The sequence below is a fragment of the Bacillus sp. EKM208B genome, assembly GCF_011800725.1.
Taxonomy (GTDB): domain Bacteria; phylum Bacillota; class Bacilli; order Bacillales; family Bacillaceae; genus Bacillus; species Bacillus velezensis.
Window position 1 is genome coordinate 342,129 of the sequence record NZ_JAANHO010000004.1, and the last position, 20,009, is coordinate 362,137.

Sequence of the window (20,009 nt, forward strand, 5' to 3'; positions counted from 1 at the left end):
CTCCCTGTCCTCACTTGTTCTCCGCTTTCAGCCCTTTTAAATATTCATACAGCGCATCCGTTTCAGCGTCCGAGAGCTTCGGATAAGTGCCTGTCATTTTATTGCCCGGTTTAATGCTGTCCGGATTTTTCAGCCAGGCTTTTATATTCTCTTTATTCGCATCCTTAATGCCGGCCACTTTGACCCGTTCACCGAAGGTAGCGAGGTTCGGAGCTGTTCTTGCCGCTTCAGCCCGTTTATCATTGGGCTCAACCGCATGACAGCTCAGGCAGTTTTTTTCCTTAAAGAGCTCTTCTCCTTGCGCGGCTAAACCGGAATCTGTTGTATGCTTATAATTTTTCATCGCTTTCGTCCATTGTTTAAATTCTTTTGACGGCAGCGGTTTCACTTTGAAATCCATCAGCGCATGTGAAGGTCCGCACAGCTCTGCGCATTTCCCGAAGAAATATTCTCCCGCTTCTTTGCTGCGTTTAGAATCGAAGGTCAGAAAGAAAGTATTGTCATTATCCGTATTCGTATCGATTTTCCCCCCGGCTGACGGAATCCAGAAAGAGTGTTTCACATCTGAGGACTTCAGCTTGAAATAGACGCGTTCATCTGTGGGAACGATCAGCTCCTGACTTGTCACAAACCCGTAATCAGGATACTCGAATTCCCACCAGTATAAATTCGCCCTTACATTAATCACGAGCGCATCCTCTGCTTTACGGTTTTTCTTATCCATCGGCGACGTATCCGCCAGTGCCAATGTGTCGATGACAACCGGAATGACAAGAATAATCAGAAGCAGGATCGGAATAACGGTCCAGGTGATTTCTAAAAAACGGTTCCCCTCCACCTGTTTCGGTATCGTGTCTTCCCCTACACGCGACCGTCTGAATCTCACAATGACGTAAAAGAAAATAACTGCTACGACCGCAACGACGACAACCATGATAAGTGTGCTGAGCACCGTCAGATCATATTGTTTATCAGCCACTTCGCCGGCAGGCTTGAGTGTGGACAGAAACGGTTTTCCACAGCCGCTCAATAAAAGCGGCACTAAGGCTAATAATGATAAAAGACGCCAACGCTTTAACATTTCACCCAACCCCTTTTTTGAATCAGTACGAGATGCACAAGCAGTAAATCTGCTTCCAGCCGAAATACTTCATTTCCTCATTTCTTAAAATATGAGATTTTTTACTTAAAATTCCATCTATGTATAAAAGCAAAGCCGCCTGATTAAACAAAAGGTCAAGGCGGCGTTTACTAGTTGTCATTGTTTGTTTTGGCGATCAAACAAGCTCATTATTCAATTAAAACAGCGTGAAGACCACCATCGCTACAAAATAAATGGTCATGTAATTAAGCGAATAGACAAACATAAGAGTTGCCCACTTCATGATGTTTTTCATGCGGAATCCCATCAGTCCGAGAACAAGCCATCCGACATTCAGCAAAGTGCCGAGAATGACGATCGGAAGACCGAGACTGCCGAGGAAAAACGGAAGAGGCAGCAGGCATGCGACCCAGACGATAATCTGTCTTTTCGTCACTTCAAAGCCGTGCACTACCGGAAGCATCGGGATATTCGCTGCTCTGTAATCTTCCGTCTTTTTAATCGCAAGCGCTAAAAAGTGCGGAATCTGCCAGATGAATAAAATCATGAATAAAACCCACGCGACAACACCGATGTGCCCTTCAACCGCTGTCCAGCCGATTAACGGCGGCACGGCGCCTGATACACTTCCGACAACCGTATTAATCGTATAACGGCGTTTCGTCCACATTGTATAAAGAACAACGTACGTAAACACGCCGATAAAACCGATGACTGCTGCCATCACAGTGGTCATCAAGAGCATGATAAGTCCTAAAGCAATGAGTAAAATTCCTGACCACAGCGCTTGATTCGGCTGAATCTTTCCGGTTACCGTCGGTCTTACTTTCGTGCGTTCCATTAAATGATCAATATCACGATCGTAATAGTTGTTAACCGCACAAGAACCGGCGATGATCAAAGAAGATCCTATTAATGTAAGAAGCACGGTGTTTAAATTGCCTAAAAAACTCAGACCGGATATATGTAACGCAAGCCACATGCCGGTAAAAGTCGTAATTAAATTCGAATTGACGATTCCTATTTTGATAAGCGAAAGGAAATCCTTCCATGCCGTCGTCTCTTCAATCTGTCCGTCTATAGCTGTATCGTTTAAAATTCTGGAATTAGCCATAACGTAAACCTCCCTTACAAACCTAAAGCAGGTTTTTTAAGACCTGCAACTCTATCATACAAGATAATGACCTGTAAAAAAACATCCTCTTAAATATTAAACGAGAAACAGGAATTTATTTGTGAACTTTTTATGAATTTTACCAAATCCGCCGGTTTCTTAATAAAGCGGTTACTTTATTTCTATCAGACCCATCTGGAATAATCAACCCCATTATCTAAGAAGTCCTGATTCTATTATATTTTTGTGAACAAACAGAATTGAGAATTGCCACAAAACACATATTCGCTTACACTTGGTACGTATATCATTTTGTCCAGTTTGTTAAGAAGGTGAATGTAAAATGAATAAAGCTTTGAAAGCGCTCGGCGTACTGACGACATTCGTCATGCTCGTCGTGCTGATCGGCGGCGCTCTTGTCACAAAGACAGGATCGGGTCTCGGTTGCGGAAGGCAGTGGCCGCTTTGCCACGGCCGGTTTTTCCCGGAGCTTAACGCCGCTTCTATCATTGAATGGAGCCACAGACTCGCAAGCGGTGTCTCAATCGTTCTCGTGCTGAGCCTCGCTTTTTGGGCATGGAGAAAAGTCACGCCTGTTTTCCGTGAAACAACCTTTCTCGCCATTATGTCCATTATCTTTTTATTTTTACAGGCGCTTCTCGGCGCATTAGCGGTTGTTTTCGGATCAAATGCGCTCGTTATGGCGCTTCATTTCGGCATATCGCTGATTTCTTTCGCTTCTGTTCTGATTTTGACACTGCTCATATTTGAAGCTGGTAAATCAGACAAAAAGCTCGTCAAGCCGCTCAGAATCGGCAGGAAAATGCAGTTTCATATGATCGGCCTTTCGATTTACACGTATATCGTCGTTTATACGGGGGCTTATGTGCGCCATACGAAATCAAGCCTTGCCTGCCCTGACGTTCCGCTTTGCAGCAGGCTGAATCACGGGCTTCCGTCCCATTTTCAGGAATGGGTGCAGATGGGCCACAGAACGGCAGCGCTGCTTCTGTTCGTATGGATTCTTGTCGCTTTTGCACATGCGGTGCGCTCCTACAAAGATCAAAAACAGATTCTTGGGGGCTGGATAGCGGCTCTTGTCTTTGTTTTATTACAGGCGCTGTCCGGAATCATGGTTGTTTATTCAGAAATGGCCACCGGTTTTGCACTTGCCCATTCGCTCTTTATTGCCGGCCTGTTCGGCGTCTTATGCTATTTCTTATTATTAATCGCCCGCTTCCGCTATGAATCAAAACAGCGGAACATCTGAGGCACATGAAAAGGCCGAAGCATTAGAGCTTCGGCCTTTTTACATATAAAAAACCTGATCGCACACGGGGGCGGATCAGGTTTTTTATATTCATTTTACGCTTTTTCAATTTCGATCAGTAAATCGCCTGTCTGAATCGGTTCACCGTTTTTCACATGAATCTGCTGTATCGTCCCGGAGAACGGCGCCTGTACCGTCGTCTCCATTTTCATCGCTTCATTAATCATCAGATGATCGCCTTTATTCACCTTTGCCCCGGTTTCCGTTAACAATTTAATGACGGTTCCCGGCATGGATGCCGCAATGTGGCTTGGGTTTGTCCGATCTGCTTTTAATTTTTCCTGTACGGACGATTTAATGCTTTCATCTTTAATGACCACCTCGCGCGGCTGGCCGTTCAATTCGAAATAAACGACACGTGTCGCATCTGGCTGCGGTTCACCGATAGATACAAGCTTCACGATCAGCGTTTTTCCGCGCTCGATTTCCACTTCAATTTCTTCACCGAGCGTCATCCCGTAGAAGAAAGTCGGTGTGTCTAATACGGAAATATCACCGAAGCGTTCAGCCGTTTTAACATATTCAGTAAACACCTTCGGATAAAGAGCATACGCGATTGCGTCCTGATCACTCAATTCCATCTGATGTGTTTCTTTCCATTCTTCTTTAATACCTTCAAAAGATACCGGTTCAAGCAGCTCACCCGGTCTTACCGTGATCGGCGTCTGTCCTTTCAGAACGAGCTTTTGCAGTTTTTCCGGAAATCCGCCGTGCGGCTGGCCGATCTGCCCTTTAAAGAGCTCAACGACTGAATCCGGAAAATCAAGCATTTCGCCTTTATCATAAACATCTTGTTCTGTTAAATTGTTTTGCACCATGTAAAGCGCCATATCTCCGACGACTTTGGAAGAAGGTGTTACTTTCACGACGTCGCCGAACATGCGGTTGACGACGCTGTACATGTCTTTCACCTCATTCCAGCGATCACCCAGGCCGACTCCTTTTGCCTGCTGTTGCAGATTGCTGTACTGGCCGCCCGGCATTTCATGATTATAAATCTCAGTATGCGGAGACTTCATCCCGCTTTCAAATTCACTGTAATACTGACGGACGGATTCCCAATATTGTGACAGTCTTTCCACCTGGCGGACATCCATTTCAGGACGGCGGCTGTTTCCTTCAAGGGCATGATAAAATCCGCTTGCGCTCGGCTGTGAAGTCAGACCCGCCATTGAGCTGACGGCGACATCCACGATGTCCACACCCGCTTCAACAGCTTTGGCATAGAGAAAGACGCCATTGCCGCTCGTATCATGCGTGTGAAGATGAACGGGAATATCAATCGTTTCCTTCAGCGCTGAGATAAGTTCGTATGCGGCTTGAGGTTTCAAAAGACCGGCCATGTCTTTAATGCCGAGAATGTGCGCACCAGACGCCTCAAGCTCTTTCGCCATAGAAAGATAATACTTCAAATCATATTTCGTCCGGGTCTTATCAAGAATATCTCCCGTGTAACAAATCGCAGCCTCCGCCACTTTTCCGGTTTCACGGACGGCATCGATGGCCAGCGTCATCCCTTTTACCCAGTTCAGGCTGTCAAAGATCCGGAATACGTCAATACCTGACTCCGCTGACTGCCGGACAAATTTTTGGATGACATTGTCCGGATAGTTTGTATAACCGACGGCATTTGATGAACGAAGCAGCATCTGGAACAATGTGTTCGGCACTTCCTTGCGAAGATCTTCAAGGCGTTTCCAAGGGTCTTCTTTTAAGAAACGGTACGCTACATCAAATGTCGCGCCTCCCCACATTTCAAGGCTGAACAGTTCAGGCCACAGGGCAGCCGTAGGATTCGCGATTTTTTTCAAATCATTGGATCTGATCCGTGTTGCGAGCAGGGACTGATGGGCATCCCTGAACGTTGTATCGGTCAGGAGCACGGATTTTTGCTCTTTCACCCAGTCTGCAAGCCCCTCGGCGCCTCTTTCATCAAGGATCTGTTTCGTACCGCTTGCCGGCTTTTCCCCGATATCTAACGTAACGGTCTGAGGCTTATCAAATGCAGGTTTTTCTTTTTTCCCGATTCCCGGAAAACCGTTCACCGTGACATTGCCGATATAGGAAAGCATTTTTGTTCCGCGGTCCTTCTGTTTTGGGAAAACAAACAGCTCAGGCGTTGTGTCGATAAACGATGTGTCATATTGGCCCGTCAGGAATTTTTCATGCTTTGCCACGTTTTCAAGAAACGGAATATTGGTCTTAATGCCCCTTATCCTGAATTCCTGCAGGTTGCGGACCATTTTCGCTGATGCCTGTTCAAACGTCAGCGCCCATGTCGACAGCTTGACGAGCAATGAATCATAATAAGGCGTAATGACGGCGCCCTGGAAGCTGTTTCCCGTATCAAGGCGGACGCCGAAGCCGCCGCCTGAGCGGTAAGCCATAATTTTACCCGTGTCAGGCATAAAGTCATTCAGCGGATCTTCAGTGGTCACACGTGATTGGATCGCATACCCGTTTGTAAAAATGTCTTTCTGCTCAGGGATATTGACGGCACGGCTGTGCAGTCCGTGGCCCTGCGCGACGAGGATTTGCGTCTGAACGATATCAACCCCCGTTATCATTTCCGTAATCGTATGCTCCACTTGCACGCGCGGGTTCACTTCAATAAAGTAAAATTCACCGCCCGCTACGAGAAATTCCACGGTCCCCGCGTTAATATAGCCGACATTTTTCGCAAGCGCCACAGCCGCTTCACAGATTTCGTCCCTTAATTCAGGCTGCAAAGATACACTCGGCGCCACCTCAATGACCTTTTGATGGCGTCTCTGAACGGAACAGTCCCGCTCATACAGATGGACGACATTGCCTTCTTTATCTCCGATCACCTGAACTTCAATATGCTTAGGATTTTCGATCAGTTTTTCAACATACACTTCATCGTTTCCGAATGCGGCTTTCGCTTCTGATTTGGCCCGCTCAAACGATTCTTTCAATTCGCTTTCGCTTCGGACGATTCTCATTCCGCGGCCGCCGCCTCCGAGCGATGCTTTAATAATAAACGGAAATCCGTGGACTTTTGCGAATTGTTCGACATCTTTTAATGTTTCAGCCGGTCCGTCACTCCCCGGAATAACGGGGATGCCGGCTTTTTCTGCCTGCTCCCTTGCCTTTACCTTATCTCCGAACATATCCAAATGCGCTGACGTCGGTCCGATAAATACGATGCCCTCTTCTTCACAGCGCCTCGCAAATTGGATATTTTCAGAGAGAAATCCGTAGCCCGGATGAATGGCATCAACGCCGTTTCTTTTTGCGATCTCAATAATCCCTTCAATATCAAGATACGCGTCAATCGGTTTTTTGCCTTCTCCCACAAGATAAGCTTCATCCGCTTTATAGCGATGATAGGAGCCCGAATCTTCTTTTGAATAAACGGCTACCGTTCTGATGTTCAATTCTGTGCACGCCCGGAAAATCCGGATCGCAATTTCTCCCCTGTTTGCTACTAACACTTTTTGGATGGATTGTTGTGACAAACTTTTCTCCCCCTTGGCCTAATAAATATGTAGTTTATAATAAAGGAATATCCGTGCTGTGTATACACTTGTTTTTTAGAGATACACAGATTTTTCCGTCTGCCGTCTTTTTACCCCCTTAGACGGAACGGGCTCCCTCTTTTTCTTCTTTTCTGAGTACTTGACATGCATGCTGACATTCACCAATATACCGGCGCTCGTTAATAACAAAAACATTGATGAGCCCCCGTAGCTGATAAACGGCAGCGGAACACCTGTGATCGGAATTAAACCGCTGACACCGCCGAGATTGATAAAGGTCTGAATCGCAATCATGCTGGATATCCCGATTGCCAAAAGGCTTCCGAACGGATCTTCACATTTTCTCGCAATATAAAAACCTTTTAACACGACAAAAGCCAGCAGTACAATGACAAACAGGACGCCGAAAATGCCGAGCTCCTCTGATATAACCGCCATAATAAAGTCTGTATGCGATTCAGGCAGATAACCGTATTTTTGAATGCTTTCTCCAAGACCGAGACCGAAAAAACCGCCTGAGCCGATCGCATAATACGAATTTATAATCTGCAGGCCTGATGTGCTGGCGTATTTAAAGGGATTTTCAAGACTTTCAAACCGGCTCATACGCCCGGGTGTCAAAATATCGTCCCATTTCAGATAGATGATCGGGCTGACAAGGAGCAATACGATTCCCGCCATGAGAACCAGCTTGAGCAGGGTCCTTCCGCTGAATCCCGAACACATAATGACGCAAAGCGCGATCAGACCGATAATCATCGCCGTTCCGAAATCAGGCTGAATGGCGATAAGCGCACAAATGACTACGGTGACGATCACCGGCGGCGCAACCCCCGTCAAAAGCTGATCGATATAGCTTTGTTTCTTTGCGTATACCGCGGCAAGGTACAGTATCAGGGTCAGCTTGACAAATTCCCCCGGCTGAATGGCCATTCCGCCGATTTTAAACCAGCTTTGCGCGTTTCCGGCAACATGTCCGAAAACAAACAGCGCGCAAAGCGCAGCCACTGACGCAAGCAGTACGAATTTCTGAATCTTTTGATGAGCGAACACTTTGTACGGAAAAACGGCCGCGATAATAAACAGCACAAACCCCGCGATGACGGCGAACAGCTGCCGTTTAAAGAAATAGTCGCTGCTCACGCCGTAACGCATAACGGCGGTAATCATGCTTGAGCTGTATACCATGACCAATCCGAAACTGCACAGCAGAATGATAGCGCATATCAATGAATAATCGTAAGATTTTAACATTCTTTTAAACATAACATCCTCTTTCCTGCTTAAAGCTTACGTTTAATACCTATTGCGTATTATATTTTACTATAATTCATAAACAATTTACGCAGTTTCTTTATAGTTTTTCGGATGAAATGCAGATTAAGAGACCGTCTTACGAAAAGAAGATGCAAAAAAACGGTTTACGGTTATAAAAAAACCCAAACCGTTGAATAGTTTGAGTTTGATCATTTATTTTCCTGTAAACGCGTCATGCAAAGCAGACAGTTCTCTTTCAAGTCTGTCCAGCAGCTCTTTGCCGTCGTTTTCGTCAACTAATCCCAGGCGGACAGCAAAATCGATTTCCCTCGACAGTCCGAACATCTGAGTATCCAAGACCTCTTCATACAGAGGACATTGAGGCATCGTTAAGTTATCCATTTGTACTCGGATCAGCTTCAAAATCTTCTCAGCATCTAACTTCAACAGCTCGAATGCTTTCTGCTGATGGTCAACTATAATCTCTGAAGCCAAAAGTATCCCTCCGTTCCCCAGGCGAGTACCTAATTCTTCTATTTATCATAAAGGGTATCAGGTGAAATTGCAAGAGGATTTAAGCAGATGTTATGATAAAAAATGTTTCAAAAAATACTCAGCCTGTATTTCTCAGACATGATTTCCAAAAGCTTCACACCCGCGATGCTGTTGCCTTTTTCATCAAGCGCCGGGCCGAATATACCGATTCCGAAGTTGTACGGCGAAATGCCCATGATTCCTCCCGAAACGCCGCTTTTAGCGGGAATGCCGACCTTAATCGCGAATTCCCCACTCGCATTGTACATGCCGCAGGTCACCATAAACGTCTTGCAGATTCTCGCCACATCTTTTTTAATGACCTGCTCCCCGGTTTCCGGATGCTTGCCGTCAAGGGCGAATACACAGCCGATTTTGGCTAAATCCAGACTGCTCATCTTAATCGCGCACTGTTTTGTATACAAATCCATGACCCCTTCAACATCGCCTTTAAAAATGTCATACTGCTTCATGTAATAACACATGGCCCGATTAATCATGGAAGATTTGAATTCCGATTCCGCGACATGGCTGCAATATGTAATGTCCTGATTATTCGCAAGTCTTCTGATGAATCCGAGCAGGTAATCCAGGCGGCCTTTCGGCGAATGCCCTTTAATTAAACCCGTAACGACGAGGGCTCCCGCATTAATCATCGGATTTAAAGGCTTGCCCGGATTCATTGTTTCAAGCTTAATCATGGAATTAAACGGGTCGCCGGTCGGCTCCTGACCCACGCAGCTGAACACCTTTTCCTTTCCGTAATCCATCAGTACGAGCGCCAGAGAAAGCACTTTCGAAATGCTCTGCAGCGTAAATGTCCGGTCGGCGTCTCCTGCCGACAGACATGTATTTTCCGCATGATAAATCGTGACCGAAAGGCTGTCTTGTTCAGATTCAGCCAGAGCTGGAATATAGTCTGCCACTTTGCCTTCTTCGGTCCTTTTTTTCGCTTCCTGAACTAATGCGTCCAGCTCTTGGTAATGCCGGCATACCATGTCGATCACCCTCACTTCGCTGCCGTTGTATACATCTAATTTGCGACGCAAAGTGACAATTCATGCGAAAACTTTTATACTTTAAGTAAAGGGGGGCTTCACCATGAGCGTTATTCAAGTAAAAGGCAATGTTACATACCCGATTACAATTGATCCGAGTGTCTGGATTTTCGATGACCGTAAGTTTCCGTTTGAAAAAAATCAGCCCGTTCATCCGGACGGCTCTGCAGAAACCCAGGAGCATACGCTTGATCCGGAACGGGTGATCAGAGAAGGGCGCATTTCGCCGCCGACTTTAAAAAGCGAAAAACGTTATGAAAAAGAAAGACTGATGAACGGCAGCTTCGCCATGAAGCTCGGCGCTGTTTTAGCAAATGCCGAGCCGAAAGAAAGCGCTGTCCTGTGCGCATTTATTTCAAAATCAGAAAGAACCGAAGTGCCGCTCGAAAAGGCGATGGACGCAATCGCGCATTTCAGCGATGCGGGGAAACCCCTTCAAGACGGCGGCCCGGTCCATTTTTACGTGGACGGAGACTTTGAAAAACCAATAACGGGCGTCACAGAAATCGAAGTTTTATAACAAATCGGCGGCAAGCTGTGCAAGGCCGGATCTCTCACCTTTCACAAGCTTCACGCTGCCGGAGACGGTTTGTTCTTTAAACCGTTCTACAACATAAGCAAGTCCGTTGTTTAAACTGTCTAAGTATGGGTGATCTATTTGCTCCGGATCGCCCATCAGGACAATTTTGCTGCCCTCTCCCACCCGAGTCAAAAGCGTTTTGACCTCGTGCCTCGTCAGATTCTGAGCCTCATCAATAATAATAAATTGATCCGGAATGCTTCTTCCCCGAATGTATGTCAGCGCCTCCACCTGAATCGATCCGATTCCTGCCAAAATCGCTTCAAGTTCACCCGGCTTTTTCGCATTGAATAAAAATTCAAGATTATCAAAGATCGGCTGCATCCACGGCTTGAGCTTTTCCTCTTTTTCGCCCGGCAAATATCCGATATCCTTTCCCACCGGGACGATGGGACGCGCGACGATCAGTTTTTTATAAATACCGAGATCCTCCGTCTGCAGAAGCCCTGCCGCGAGAGCAAGCAAGGTTTTTCCCGTTCCCGCTTTTCCGATCAGGGTGACAAGCGGGATATCTTCCCTCAGCAGGAGTTCAAGCGCCATTGTCTGCTGGACGTTCTTCGGCCTGATACCCCATACGTGCTCATCATCGAAAACGAGTCTTTTTACGGTCTCGCCTTTCTTATCTGCCATGCCGACCGCAGACGAAGATCCTCCTAATTCATCTTTCATCAGCACAAATTGATTCGGATAAACCTGATGCTGCTGAAGCTCCTTGACTGAAATTTGTTTGTTTTTATAAAACGAGGCAAACCGCTCTTTATTCATAAATATATCTTTGTACCCGCTATATATTTCATCATGGTCAACGACTCTGTCGTTTAAAAAGTCCTCCGCCAAAAGCCCGATGGCATCCGCCTTTACCCTGACAAGCACATCTTTGCTGACCAGGATGACGAGGCGGCCGTTTTCTTTCGTTTCCTCCTCAAGGCTTAAATTTTTTGCCACCGCCAAAATGCGGTTATCATTCGTTTTTTCGATAAAAATTTCTTGGAGCTGGTGAAATGACCGGTGGTTCAGTTCAATTCTGAGCGTTCCTCCGCTTTCAAGCGGAACTTTCTCGTGCAGCCTTCCTTTCTCCCTGAGCCCGTCTATCAGCTTAGATACGTGCCTCGCATTTCTCCCGACCTCGTCCATATACCGCTTTTTTGAATCGACCTCTTCCAGCACGACGGCGGGGATGACAACTTCGTTTTCTTCAAAGGAAAAAATGGCGTTAGGATCCTGCAAAAGTACATTCGTATCTAACACATAAATTTTACTCAAGTCTCAGCCTCCTGAAATAAGGATCAAAGCCCATCGTGTGCTTCTCTTTCCGCGAAAAACGGGGATGCCTGCTAAAATATATGATTTGGTGAATAAAGATAGAAGGTTAATTCAACAATAAAATAAATGAAAGCATTCAAGGAGGAAATCTGACGTGCGAATTCTTTTCATTATCATACAAGCCTTGTTTATCCTTACCGGCTGCACTGCTGTACAGGACGGCCGCGGCCGCAATATTCAGAACGAATCAGCCGATCAGCGCGATGCAAAACCGATCCATGTGAAAAATACGGCTCCTGAGACAGCTGAAAATCCCGGCCGGACAGACATCGCTGAGCATCTCGTCGAGGTAACCGAAAAAATCCCCGGCATTTCAGATGCCACCGCGGTTGTACTCGGAAGATACTCCGTTGTCGGTATCGATGTGGATGACAATTTAGAAAGAAGCAAAGTGGAGAGCATTAAATACACGGTTGCCCAGGCGTTAAAAAACGATCCTTACGGCGCCAATGCCGTTGTCGTGGCTGATCCTGATACGGTTTCCCGTCTGAGAGGCATGGGCAGCGACATTAAGGCCGGCCGCCCCGTTTCAGGCATTTTGGACGAACTTGCCGCCATCGTCGGCCGCGTCATGCCGGAAGTCCCGAATGATGTGACCGACAATGAAAAAGAATCACCGACTCAATCGAATGATGATCAGCTGAACCAAAGAGACCAGAACAAGCTGCAGAACGAACAGAACGATCAATCGGATCATCATATGAAAAACCGCCGGTAAAAAGCAGCGCCCGCTCCAAAGGAAGGGCGCTGCTTTCTTTCCCTTTGGCAGGAGGGGCATCCATGATATAATGCTTGTCATAGTGAAAGAGGTGAAAAATCAATGAGAGTAAAATGTTCCATTTGCGACAAAATCGAACAAATTGATGATGAAACACTGACAGCCAAACGCCTCCGCAATCGTCCGATTCATACATATATGTGCCGGGAATGCCATGACCGAATCAAAGTCAAAACGGAGGCGCGGCTGAATACCGGACACTTTTCCTTTCATCCCGGACAAAAAGCGAAAAAAGATAAACTGAAAAAATAAACCGAATAAAAAAATGACCCGCCGGAAGGCAAGGTCATTTTTTTATTGCGGTTTAGCTGACTGGCTTTTTTTGGACTGGTGCAGACGGATTTTGTAAACGATCAAAATCAAGGCGGCGACAACAAGCCCTTCTCCGACCGGCAGAAACACACCGAAAAAAGTCAGCACGGTGCAGCCGAGCACGAGAAAGAGATAAACTGCCGCAGCCTTCAAAACCGGCAGCCGTTTGGCAAAGCCGAGTTTAAATACAATCACCGAAAGCACGACGATCGTTCCGTATAACAGCCACATTCCCGTCAGCGGATGCTCATCCACTTGGTAAAGAGCCGCAAAGAACGACAGCCGTTCACTTACTTCATTCAAAAGGATCCCCCTCCCCTTTTCCGTTCGGGTTCTACCTTTTCAAATTCTGCAAGTGATTAAGACATTCCTGCTGTTTTTTTCTTTTTCGCCGCTTTTTCACGTTCGTTTTTATTCAGGATTTTCTTTCTTAAACGGATGGATTCCGGCGTTACTTCACAGTATTCATCCTCGTTTAAGTACTCGAGTGATTCTTCAAGCGACATAATGCGCGCTTTCTTAATCGTAGTCGTTTGATCCTTCGTAGCGGAACGGACGTTTGTCTGCTGTTTCATTTTGCTGACATTGACGACAAGGTCATTGTCACGGTTATGTTCGCCGACAATCATGCCTTCATATACTTCTGTTCCAGGCTCAACGAAGATGACGCCGCGGTCTTCAATACCTTGAATTCCGTAAGATGTCGCTTTTCCGTTTTCCATGGAAACGAGCACACCCTGACGTCGGCCTCCGACTTGGCCTTTTTGCATCGGCTGATAGCTGTCAAACGTGTGGTTCAGGATACCGAAACCGCGTGTCAGTGACAGAAACTCAGTAGAATAGCCGATGAGTCCGCGTGAAGGTACGGTAAAGATCAGGCGGACCTGGCCGTTTCCGTTATTAATCATATCAAGCATTTCGCCTTTTCTCGCACCCATTGATTCCATAACAGAACCGGTATGCTCTTCAGGCACGTCAATCTGTACGCGCTCAACAGGCTCGCAGCTTACGCCGTCGATTTCCTTAATGATAACTTCAGGTTTAGACACTTGAAGCTCATAGCCTTCACGGCGCATGTTTTCAATTAAAATGGACAGGTGAAGCTCACCGCGTCCTGAAACAACCCATGCGTCAGGTGAGGCCGTCGGTTCGACACGGAGACTGACATCTGTTTGAAGCTGCGCGTTCAGACGCTCTTCAATTTTACGGGATGTGACATATTTGCCTTCACGACCTGCAAACGGGCTGTTGTTTACGACAAATGTCATTTGGAGCGTAGGCTCATCAATGCGCAGAACCGGCAGCGGCTCATGGTGTTCAGCCGGACAAACCGTTTCACCGACGTTGATGTCTTCCATGCCCGAAACGGCAACGAGGTCTCCCGCTCTCGCTTCTTCAATTTCCACGCGTTTCAATCCTTGGAAACCGAAGATTTTCGTTACGCGGAATGATTTTACCGTTCCGTCAAGTTTCATCAATGAAACCTGCTGACCCACTTTCATCGTGCCGCGGAAAACGCGTCCGATACCGATACGGCCGACATAATCATTGTAATCAAGCAGCGCCACTTGGAATTGAAGAGGCTCTTCGGCGTTATCTACCGGGGCAGGGACATGTTCAAGAATCGTTTCATACAGTGATTCCATATTTTCGTCCTGCTTTTTCGGATCCAGACTTGCCGTTCCGTTAATCGCAGAAGCGTAGACGACAGGAAACTCAAGCTGTTCTTCGTTTGCGTCAAGCTCGATGAACAAATCAAGCACTTCATCAATGACTTCTTCCGGACGGGCGAAATCACGGTCGATTTTGTTTACGACGACAACCGGATTTAAGTTCTGCTCAAGGGCTTTTTTCAGTACGAAACGGGTTTGCGGCATACAGCCTTCATATGCGTCAACGACTAACAGAACGCCGTCAACCATTTTCATAATCCGTTCTACCTCTCCGCCGAAGTCGGCGTGTCCCGGAGTGTCCAAAATATTAATGCGTGTATCTTTATAGTTAATCGCAGTATTTTTCGCAAGAATTGTAATACCGCGTTCACGTTCAAGATCGTTTGAATCCATTGCGCGCTCGGCAATATTTTCGTTGGCACGGAATGTTCCGGCTTGGTGAAGCAATTGGTCTACCAAAGTCGTTTTCCCATGGTCAACGTGGGCAATAATCGCGATGTTGCGAAGATCGTTTCGAAGTTTCACATTTTCATCTCCTAAAAAAATTAGATAACTTTCATATTATACCACACATCCTCTTTAAAAGCGTTACGTTTTTCTGTAAACTGAAAGTATGACGTTAAAGGGGATGGAAATATGAAAAAATTGAATTGGCTCTTATTATTATTTGCATTCGCAGCAGTCTTCAGCATGATGCTGATCGGCGTATCAATCGCTGAGAAAAGCGCATGGGGCATCATCGGAAGCATTGTTCTCGTTATCGCCATGATGGGAAGCGGTTTCACCGTAAAGAAAAAAATGCGCGAACAGGGACTGCTTGATTAAAAGCATGACCCTTTGCAAAATTCCGTAAACATGAAAAGCACACTATCTAATAAAGCCTGAATCAAAGATTCAGGCTTTTTCACATCCTCAAAACAGGCTTTAGATGTAAGGCTTATCTCCCCCGCCGCTTAGTCAGGAAGCCGGAAATGACAGCTCCCATTCTAGTTACATCAGCAGATTCCCTCAGAAGATGCAGTCTGAAATAGTCCGGCATCGTTATGCAGAAAATACCATACCTCCTATTTCAATTCCATCATTGTCTTTTTATACTTGTGGCTGTAAGCAAATACACATGACAAGGAGAGAACGAAATGAAAACATCTTTTTTGAAGAAAACCGCTGTAACTGCCGCCGCAACCGCCTCAGCCGCCTTGCTTGCATTCAGTCCGCTTGATTCTGCCGGCGCAAAAACGATCCAGGCAAATGAACCGCATATCCTGCAGGCTTCCGCAGAGAAAACACCGGAAGACGCGGCAAAACTCATTGACATCATCAGCCAATCGATTTACGAAAAAGACGGTGTCTATTATTTTGACGGCGAAAAAGCGGTGGAATTGGGATTAGATCAAGAACAAGCCCAGATCATTCAAAAGCTGTGGGACAGTTCAACCGAATTTTTAACCGTCCTTTCCCAATGTATTGAGAAAACGGACGGCGAATATACATTTAATAAAGAAAAAGCGGTGGAGCTCGGCTTTACGGAAAAAGAGGCCCTTATCGTTGATCAGCTGTTCACCGCTTTTTCCCAAAGTCTTCATATCCTTCAATCTGCGCTGATTGAAGAAGACGGTGAGTATACGTTTGATCAGGACCTTGCTGAAAAAGCAGGAGCAGGAAAAAAAGAAGCAAAGCTGTGTGCCGGATTCTTTAATTCACTGCCCCAGGAATTGCTTGAAGGCATTTATACAGCCTTTCATCCGGCTGAGTAAACGGATTAAAACGCCCGGTCATTCAGCCGGGCGTTTTTTTAAATCAGCAGTTTAAGGATCAGCATGATAAAGAAAACAGCGCCGAACAAACAGGCTGCTTTTATCAGCAGCTTCCCGTAATACCGTTCCTTAAACCGCCTTTCTTCTTCTGCATAACAGGCTGGCGCCTTCATCTCAGGGCTGCCGAGGTCAAGCGGCTCCTTCATCATATGATATAAACTCCCGCACTTACCGCATGATTCAAGATGGCGGGAAATAAACCGCTCCGTTTCTGTTTCACAATCGCCTTCAATATATAAAGGGAGTAAATCTCTCACTAAACAGCAAGTCATATCTGTCCGTCCTTCCTTTTTTCCGCCAAGTGCTGTTTCAGCTGCATTCTTGCCCTGTACAGGGTGCTCTTCACCTTCGAAAGACTCCAGTCCAAAACATCAGCAATCTCTTCGTAAGACAGCTCTTGAAATATCTGTCGAAATGCTGAATAAAATGACTGAAAATCTCTGACATCTGAAACAATCCTTTTCGTTTATTAAGGCCTCACCCGTTTAGACAAACGGCTATAAAAAAAGTTTTACAAATCGGAACATTTTTCCCCTATCATTTTTCCCGACTTCATTTGTCATTTTTTTCAGAATAAATCGCATCATTCGACTCATGTCTGATTCAACACGTGCCTCTCGGCTTATACCCCGATGCTGGCCGCCGGAAGCCTTTCCGGGACGATTCTATCAATTCATCAGCGGAGTCTAGTTTTATATTGCAGAATGAGAGAATGCTGGTTTATTATAACAATATAAGTTTTCATTATTTTCAAAAAGGGGGATTTATTGTGGGTTTAGGTAAGAAATTGTCTGTTGCTGTCGCCGCTTCCTTTATGAGTTTAACCATCAGTCTTCCGGGTGTTCAGGCCGCTGAGAATCCTCAGCTTAAAGAAAACCTGACGAACTTTGTGCCGAAGCATTCTTTGGTGCAATCTGAATTGCCTTCAGTCAGTGACAAAGCAATCAAGCAATACTTGAAACAAAACGGCAAAGTCTTCAAAGGCAACCCTTCTGAGAGACTGAAGCTGATTGACCACACGACCGATGATCTCGGCTACAAGCACTTCCGTTATGTGCCTGTCGTTAACGGTGTGCCTGTGAAAGACTCGCAAGTCATTATTCACGTCGATAAATCCAACAATGTCTATGCGATTAACGGAGAATTAAACAACGATGCTTCTGCCAAAACGGCAAACAGCAAAAAATTATCTGCAAATCAAGCGCTGGATCATGCTTTTAAAGCAATCGGCAAATCACCTGAAGCCGTCTCTAACGGCAACGTTGCAAACAAAAACAAAGCCGAGCTGAAAGCAGCGGCCACAAAAGACGGTAAATACCGACTCGCCTATGATGTAACCATCCGCTACATCGAACCGGAACCAGCTAACTGGGAAGTAACCGTTGATGCGGAAACAGGGAAAGTCCTGAAAAAGCAAAACAAAGTGGAGCATGCCGCTGCAACCGGAACAGGTACGACTCTTAAAGGAAAAACGGTCTCATTAAATATTTCTTCTGAAAGCGGCAAATATGTAATGCGTGATCTTTCTAAACCTACCGGAACGCAAATTATTACGTACGATCTGCAAAACCGACAATATAACCTGCCGGGCACGCTCGTATCAAGCACTACAAACCAGTTCACAACTTCTTCTCAGCGCGCTGCCGTTGATGCGCATTACAATCTCGGCAAAGTGTACGATTATTTCTATCAGACGTTTAAACGCAACAGCTACGACAATAAAGGCGGCAAAATCGTATCTTCCGTTCATTACGGCAGCAAATACAACAACGCGGCCTGGATCGGCGACCAAATGATTTACGGTGACGGTGACGGCTCATTCTTCTCGCCTCTTTCCGGTTCAATGGACGTAACGGCCCATGAAATGACACACGGTGTTACACAGGAAACAGCCAACCTGAACTATGAAAATCAGCCGGGTGCTTTAAACGAATCCTTCTCTGATGTATTCGGATACTTCAATGATACTGAGGACTGGGATATCGGTGAAGATATTACGGTCAGCCAGCCGGCTCTCCGCAGTTTATCCAATCCGACAAAATACGGACAGCCCGACCATTACAAAAATTATCGAAACCTTCCGAATACTGATGCCGGCGACTACGGCGGCGTGCATACAAACAGCGGAATTCCGAACAAAGCCGCTTACAACACGATTACAAAAATCGGCGTGAAAAAAGCGGAGCAGATTTACTACCGTGCACTGACGGTATATCTCACTCCGTCATCAAGCTTTAAAGATGCAAAAGCAGCTTTGATTCAATCAGCGCGGGACCTTTACGGCTCTCAAGACGCTGCAAGCGTAGAAGCGGCCTGGAATGCGGTCGGCTTGTAAACAAGAAAAGAGACCGGAGAAATCCGGTCTCTTTTTTATATCTGAAACATTTCACAATGGCTTCACCATGATCATATATGTCTTTTCCCGATCGTCTTTTTCAAGCTTAAGCTGTTCAAAGCCGCATTGGCTTAAAAACAAAATCCATTCCTGCCTGTCCAGGGGAACGGCTGAAAACATCGCTTTATGCTCCCCTCTCAGCCGGCCCGCAATCTCTTCAATGACCGCGCGTCCGATTCCTTTCTCTTTTGCCTCCGGAGCGACGGCCACGGTTCCGAGCCACGGTTTTCCGTTTGAAGGCGCCCATTCCAAATGAAAACTGACGGCGGCAGGAGCGCCGTCAATCTCCCATACGAGCCACGTTCCATTGTACATGGAGTATGCAAGCATAAACTCCGCCGCATTTTTTGTTCCGAACTCTTCGCTTTTCCACACCGGGTGTGATGCCGCCAGCTGCTCCAGAAACCCGAGATCTTCTTCTTCAAAATCTCTACCTGTCAGCATGTAAATAGTCGTCAAAGATAATTTTATGTATTGCCGGATTGCCCGCAAGCACGCTGTGGTTGTCTAAAAACGTAAACGGTTCGCCGTCTGTGGTCGTGTAAATACCCCCGACTTCGTTCAGCAGCACGCACCCGGCAGCGTAATCCCACGGCGCGAGCCTCATCGTAATGTATGCGTCAATGCGGCCGGCCGCAACACTGGCCAGCTCAAGTGCCGCCGAACCGTAGGAACGCGTTCCTCTGACCCGTTTTACGAGCGGCGCCAAAATACTCGGGTCAATCCTTCTGTTTTCCGTCACCCATGTGGCATTAATTGCAATAATGGCTTCTTCAATGGAAGCTTCTTTTAATGGAGCAAGCGGCGTATTGTTCAGATAAGCCCCTTTTCCGCTGAATGCGTGATACAGTTCATCCTGCATCACATCATAAATTAAGCCGATTTTGCCTTTTCCATCTTCAAAGATGCCGATGGAGATCGCGAAATGCCGCTTTTGATGGACAAAATTCATCGTTCCGTCAATCGGATCAATGATCCAGACAATTCCGTCAAGGGAGCGGAGTTTATCCCCCTGCCCTTCTTCTCCGAGAATCCGGTGTCCGGGAAAAGTTCCTTGTATACGGTCAATGAAAAAGCGTTCCGTCTCTTTATCAATATTTGTGACTAAATCATTCGGATTTGATTTTGTTTCAATCGTCAAGCTTTCCTGCATGGATTGTCTGATTCTCGTTCCGGCTTCTTTTACCCATTTTTTTGCGATATCATCAATTTCCGTCCAATTTGTCATACCGTGTA

General features: G+C 46.2%; 19 protein-coding genes and 1 pseudogene. 7 read left to right on the forward strand and 13 right to left on the reverse strand.

The genetic code is table 11. The features are described 5' to 3' along the window. Window positions 1–10 precede the first annotated feature (10 nt). The gene (coxB, locus tag G9F75_RS09640) at window positions 11–1,081 is read right to left on the reverse strand and encodes a cytochrome c oxidase subunit II (RefSeq protein ID WP_014417699.1); all 1,071 of its coding nucleotides are present in this window, start codon (window positions 1,079–1,081) and stop codon (window positions 11–13) included. A 217-nt stretch (window positions 1,082–1,298) separates the two neighbouring features. Further along, window positions 1,299–2,216: a heme o synthase gene (gene cyoE / locus G9F75_RS09645; protein ID WP_003154486.1), complete on the reverse strand. Its 918-nt coding sequence runs from the start codon at window positions 2,214–2,216 to the stop codon at window positions 1,299–1,301. A 343-nt stretch (window positions 2,217–2,559) separates the two neighbouring features. Here cyoE and ctaA point away from each other — a divergent pair, with 343 nt between their 5' ends. Further along, complete coding sequence (gene ctaA / locus G9F75_RS09650; protein WP_095271866.1) at window positions 2,560–3,486, forward strand: heme A synthase CtaA; 927 nt, start codon at window positions 2,560–2,562, stop codon at window positions 3,484–3,486. Between the two features lie 95 nt (window positions 3,487–3,581). Here the strand turns inward: ctaA and pyc are convergent, their stop codons facing one another. The 4 genes from pyc to glsA all read right to left on the reverse strand — a co-directional run bounded on the left by pyc (window position 3,582) and on the right by glsA (window position 9,838). Further along, on the reverse strand, window positions 3,582–7,028 hold the full coding sequence (pyc, locus tag G9F75_RS09655) for a pyruvate carboxylase (RefSeq protein ID WP_167409073.1): 3,447 nt from the start codon (window positions 7,026–7,028) through the stop codon (window positions 3,582–3,584). A 75-nt stretch (window positions 7,029–7,103) separates the two neighbouring features. After that, on the reverse strand, window positions 7,104–8,315 hold the full coding sequence (locus tag G9F75_RS09660) for an FtsW/RodA/SpoVE family cell cycle protein (protein WP_017417718.1): 1,212 nt from the start codon (window positions 8,313–8,315) through the stop codon (window positions 7,104–7,106). A gap of 204 nt (window positions 8,316–8,519) precedes the next feature. Continuing rightward, window positions 8,520–8,801 (reverse strand): Fpa/YlaN family protein, encoded by a 282-nt coding sequence (locus G9F75_RS09665; RefSeq protein ID WP_003154494.1) that lies wholly within the window; start codon window positions 8,799–8,801, stop codon window positions 8,520–8,522. Between the two features lie 107 nt (window positions 8,802–8,908). Next, window positions 8,909–9,838 (reverse strand): glutaminase A, encoded by a 930-nt coding sequence (gene glsA / locus G9F75_RS09670; RefSeq protein ID WP_167409087.1) that lies wholly within the window; start codon window positions 9,836–9,838, stop codon window positions 8,909–8,911. 103 nt (window positions 9,839–9,941) lie between these two features. Between glsA and G9F75_RS09675 the strand changes: the two genes are divergently transcribed. Next, window positions 9,942–10,418 (forward strand): hypothetical protein, encoded by a 477-nt coding sequence (locus G9F75_RS09675; RefSeq protein WP_007409680.1) that lies wholly within the window; start codon window positions 9,942–9,944, stop codon window positions 10,416–10,418. Here the strand turns inward: G9F75_RS09675 and G9F75_RS09680 are convergent. After that, window positions 10,413–11,741 carry a PhoH family protein gene (locus G9F75_RS09680; protein WP_014417660.1) on the reverse strand — a complete coding sequence of 443 codons (1,329 nt, stop codon included), beginning with the start codon at window positions 11,739–11,741 and terminating at the stop codon, window positions 10,413–10,415. The two genes, G9F75_RS09675 and G9F75_RS09680, sit on opposite strands and share 6 nt — an antisense overlap. A 154-nt stretch (window positions 11,742–11,895) precedes the next feature. Here G9F75_RS09680 and G9F75_RS09685 point away from each other — a divergent pair, with 154 nt between their 5' ends. Both G9F75_RS09685 and G9F75_RS09690 read left to right on the forward strand, forming a co-directional pair. Continuing rightward, on the forward strand, window positions 11,896–12,519 hold the full coding sequence (locus tag G9F75_RS09685) for a YhcN/YlaJ family sporulation lipoprotein (protein ID WP_121984763.1): 624 nt from the start codon (window positions 11,896–11,898) through the stop codon (window positions 12,517–12,519). Between the two features lie 102 nt (window positions 12,520–12,621). Continuing rightward, the gene (locus G9F75_RS09690; RefSeq protein WP_007409677.1) at window positions 12,622–12,831 is read left to right on the forward strand and encodes a YlaI family protein; all 210 of its coding nucleotides are present in this window, start codon (window positions 12,622–12,624) and stop codon (window positions 12,829–12,831) included. 42 nt (window positions 12,832–12,873) lie between these two features. Here G9F75_RS09690 and G9F75_RS09695 read toward each other — a convergent pair whose 3' ends face one another. Together G9F75_RS09695 and typA are read right to left on the reverse strand one after the other, a co-directional pair. Continuing rightward, window positions 12,874–13,194, reverse strand: coding sequence for a YlaH-like family protein (locus G9F75_RS09695; RefSeq protein ID WP_007611192.1), 321 nt, complete (start codon window positions 13,192–13,194; stop codon window positions 12,874–12,876). Window positions 13,195–13,250: 56 nt separating this feature from the next. Further along, complete coding sequence (gene typA, locus G9F75_RS09700; protein WP_014417657.1) at window positions 13,251–15,089, reverse strand: translational GTPase TypA; 1,839 nt, start codon at window positions 15,087–15,089, stop codon at window positions 13,251–13,253. Between the two features lie 111 nt (window positions 15,090–15,200). Here typA and G9F75_RS09705 point away from each other — a divergent pair, with 111 nt between their 5' ends. Beyond that, a complete protein-coding gene (locus tag G9F75_RS09705; protein WP_003154504.1) occupies window positions 15,201–15,389 on the forward strand; it encodes a YlaF family protein in 189 nt (62 codons plus the stop codon). 311 nt (window positions 15,390–15,700) lie between these two features. Continuing rightward, on the forward strand, window positions 15,701–16,318 hold the full coding sequence (locus G9F75_RS09710; RefSeq protein WP_095060006.1) for a hypothetical protein: 618 nt from the start codon (window positions 15,701–15,703) through the stop codon (window positions 16,316–16,318). A 38-nt stretch (window positions 16,319–16,356) separates the two neighbouring features. On the opposite strand, the gene G9F75_RS09715 is transcribed toward G9F75_RS09710, so the two are convergent. Together G9F75_RS09715 and G9F75_RS09720 are read right to left on the reverse strand one after the other, a co-directional pair. Further along, window positions 16,357–16,650, reverse strand: a complete 294-nt coding sequence (locus tag G9F75_RS09715; protein WP_007409673.1) for an anti-sigma factor family protein — start codon at window positions 16,648–16,650, stop codon at window positions 16,357–16,359. Further along, window positions 16,647–16,781, reverse strand: a pseudogene (locus tag G9F75_RS09720) (RNA polymerase sigma factor); the annotation flags it as partial. The gene G9F75_RS09715 and the pseudogene G9F75_RS09720, both read right to left, overlap by 4 nt. 366 nt (window positions 16,782–17,147) lie before the next feature. Here G9F75_RS09720 and G9F75_RS09725 point away from each other — a divergent pair. Then, complete coding sequence (locus G9F75_RS09725) at window positions 17,148–18,713, forward strand: M4 family metallopeptidase (protein ID WP_017417711.1); 1,566 nt, start codon at window positions 17,148–17,150, stop codon at window positions 18,711–18,713. Between the two features lie 51 nt (window positions 18,714–18,764). Here G9F75_RS09725 and G9F75_RS09730 read toward each other — a convergent pair whose 3' ends face one another. Together G9F75_RS09730 and suhB are read right to left on the reverse strand one after the other, a co-directional pair. Next, entirely contained in the window at window positions 18,765–19,217 is a 453-nt protein-coding gene (locus G9F75_RS09730) for a GNAT family N-acetyltransferase (protein ID WP_029973699.1), read from the reverse strand. Beyond that, window positions 19,204–20,001, reverse strand: coding sequence for an inositol-1-monophosphatase (suhB, locus tag G9F75_RS09735; RefSeq protein WP_017417710.1), 798 nt, complete (start codon window positions 19,999–20,001; stop codon window positions 19,204–19,206). The genes G9F75_RS09730 and suhB overlap by 14 nt, the downstream gene beginning before the upstream one ends. Window positions 20,002–20,009: the final 8 nt, after the last annotated feature.

Coding starts and splice junctions, on each gene's coding strand:
- coxB (WP_014417699.1), bottom strand. CDS start 1,081: ATGTTAAAGCGTTGGCGTCTTTTATCATTATTAGCCTTAGTGCCGCTT.
- cyoE (WP_003154486.1), bottom strand. CDS start 2,216: ATGGCTAATTCCAGAATTTTAAACGATACAGCTATAGACGGACAGATT.
- ctaA (WP_095271866.1), top strand. CDS start 2,560: ATGAATAAAGCTTTGAAAGCGCTCGGCGTACTGACGACATTCGTCATG.
- G9F75_RS09660 (WP_017417718.1), bottom strand. CDS start 8,315: ATGTTTAAAAGAATGTTAAAATCTTACGATTATTCATTGATATGCGCT.
- glsA (WP_167409087.1), bottom strand. CDS start 9,838: ATGGTATGCCGGCATTACCAAGAGCTGGACGCATTAGTTCAGGAAGCG.
- G9F75_RS09675 (WP_007409680.1), top strand. CDS start 9,942: ATGAGCGTTATTCAAGTAAAAGGCAATGTTACATACCCGATTACAATT.
- G9F75_RS09690 (WP_007409677.1), top strand. CDS start 12,622: ATGAGAGTAAAATGTTCCATTTGCGACAAAATCGAACAAATTGATGAT.
- G9F75_RS09705 (WP_003154504.1), top strand. CDS start 15,201: ATGAAAAAATTGAATTGGCTCTTATTATTATTTGCATTCGCAGCAGTC.
- G9F75_RS09710 (WP_095060006.1), top strand. CDS start 15,701: ATGAAAACATCTTTTTTGAAGAAAACCGCTGTAACTGCCGCCGCAACC.
- G9F75_RS09715 (WP_007409673.1), bottom strand. CDS start 16,650: ATGACTTGCTGTTTAGTGAGAGATTTACTCCCTTTATATATTGAAGGC.
- G9F75_RS09730 (WP_029973699.1), bottom strand. CDS start 19,217: ATGCTGACAGGTAGAGATTTTGAAGAAGAAGATCTCGGGTTTCTGGAG.
- suhB (WP_017417710.1), bottom strand. CDS start 20,001: ATGACAAATTGGACGGAAATTGATGATATCGCAAAAAAATGGGTAAAA.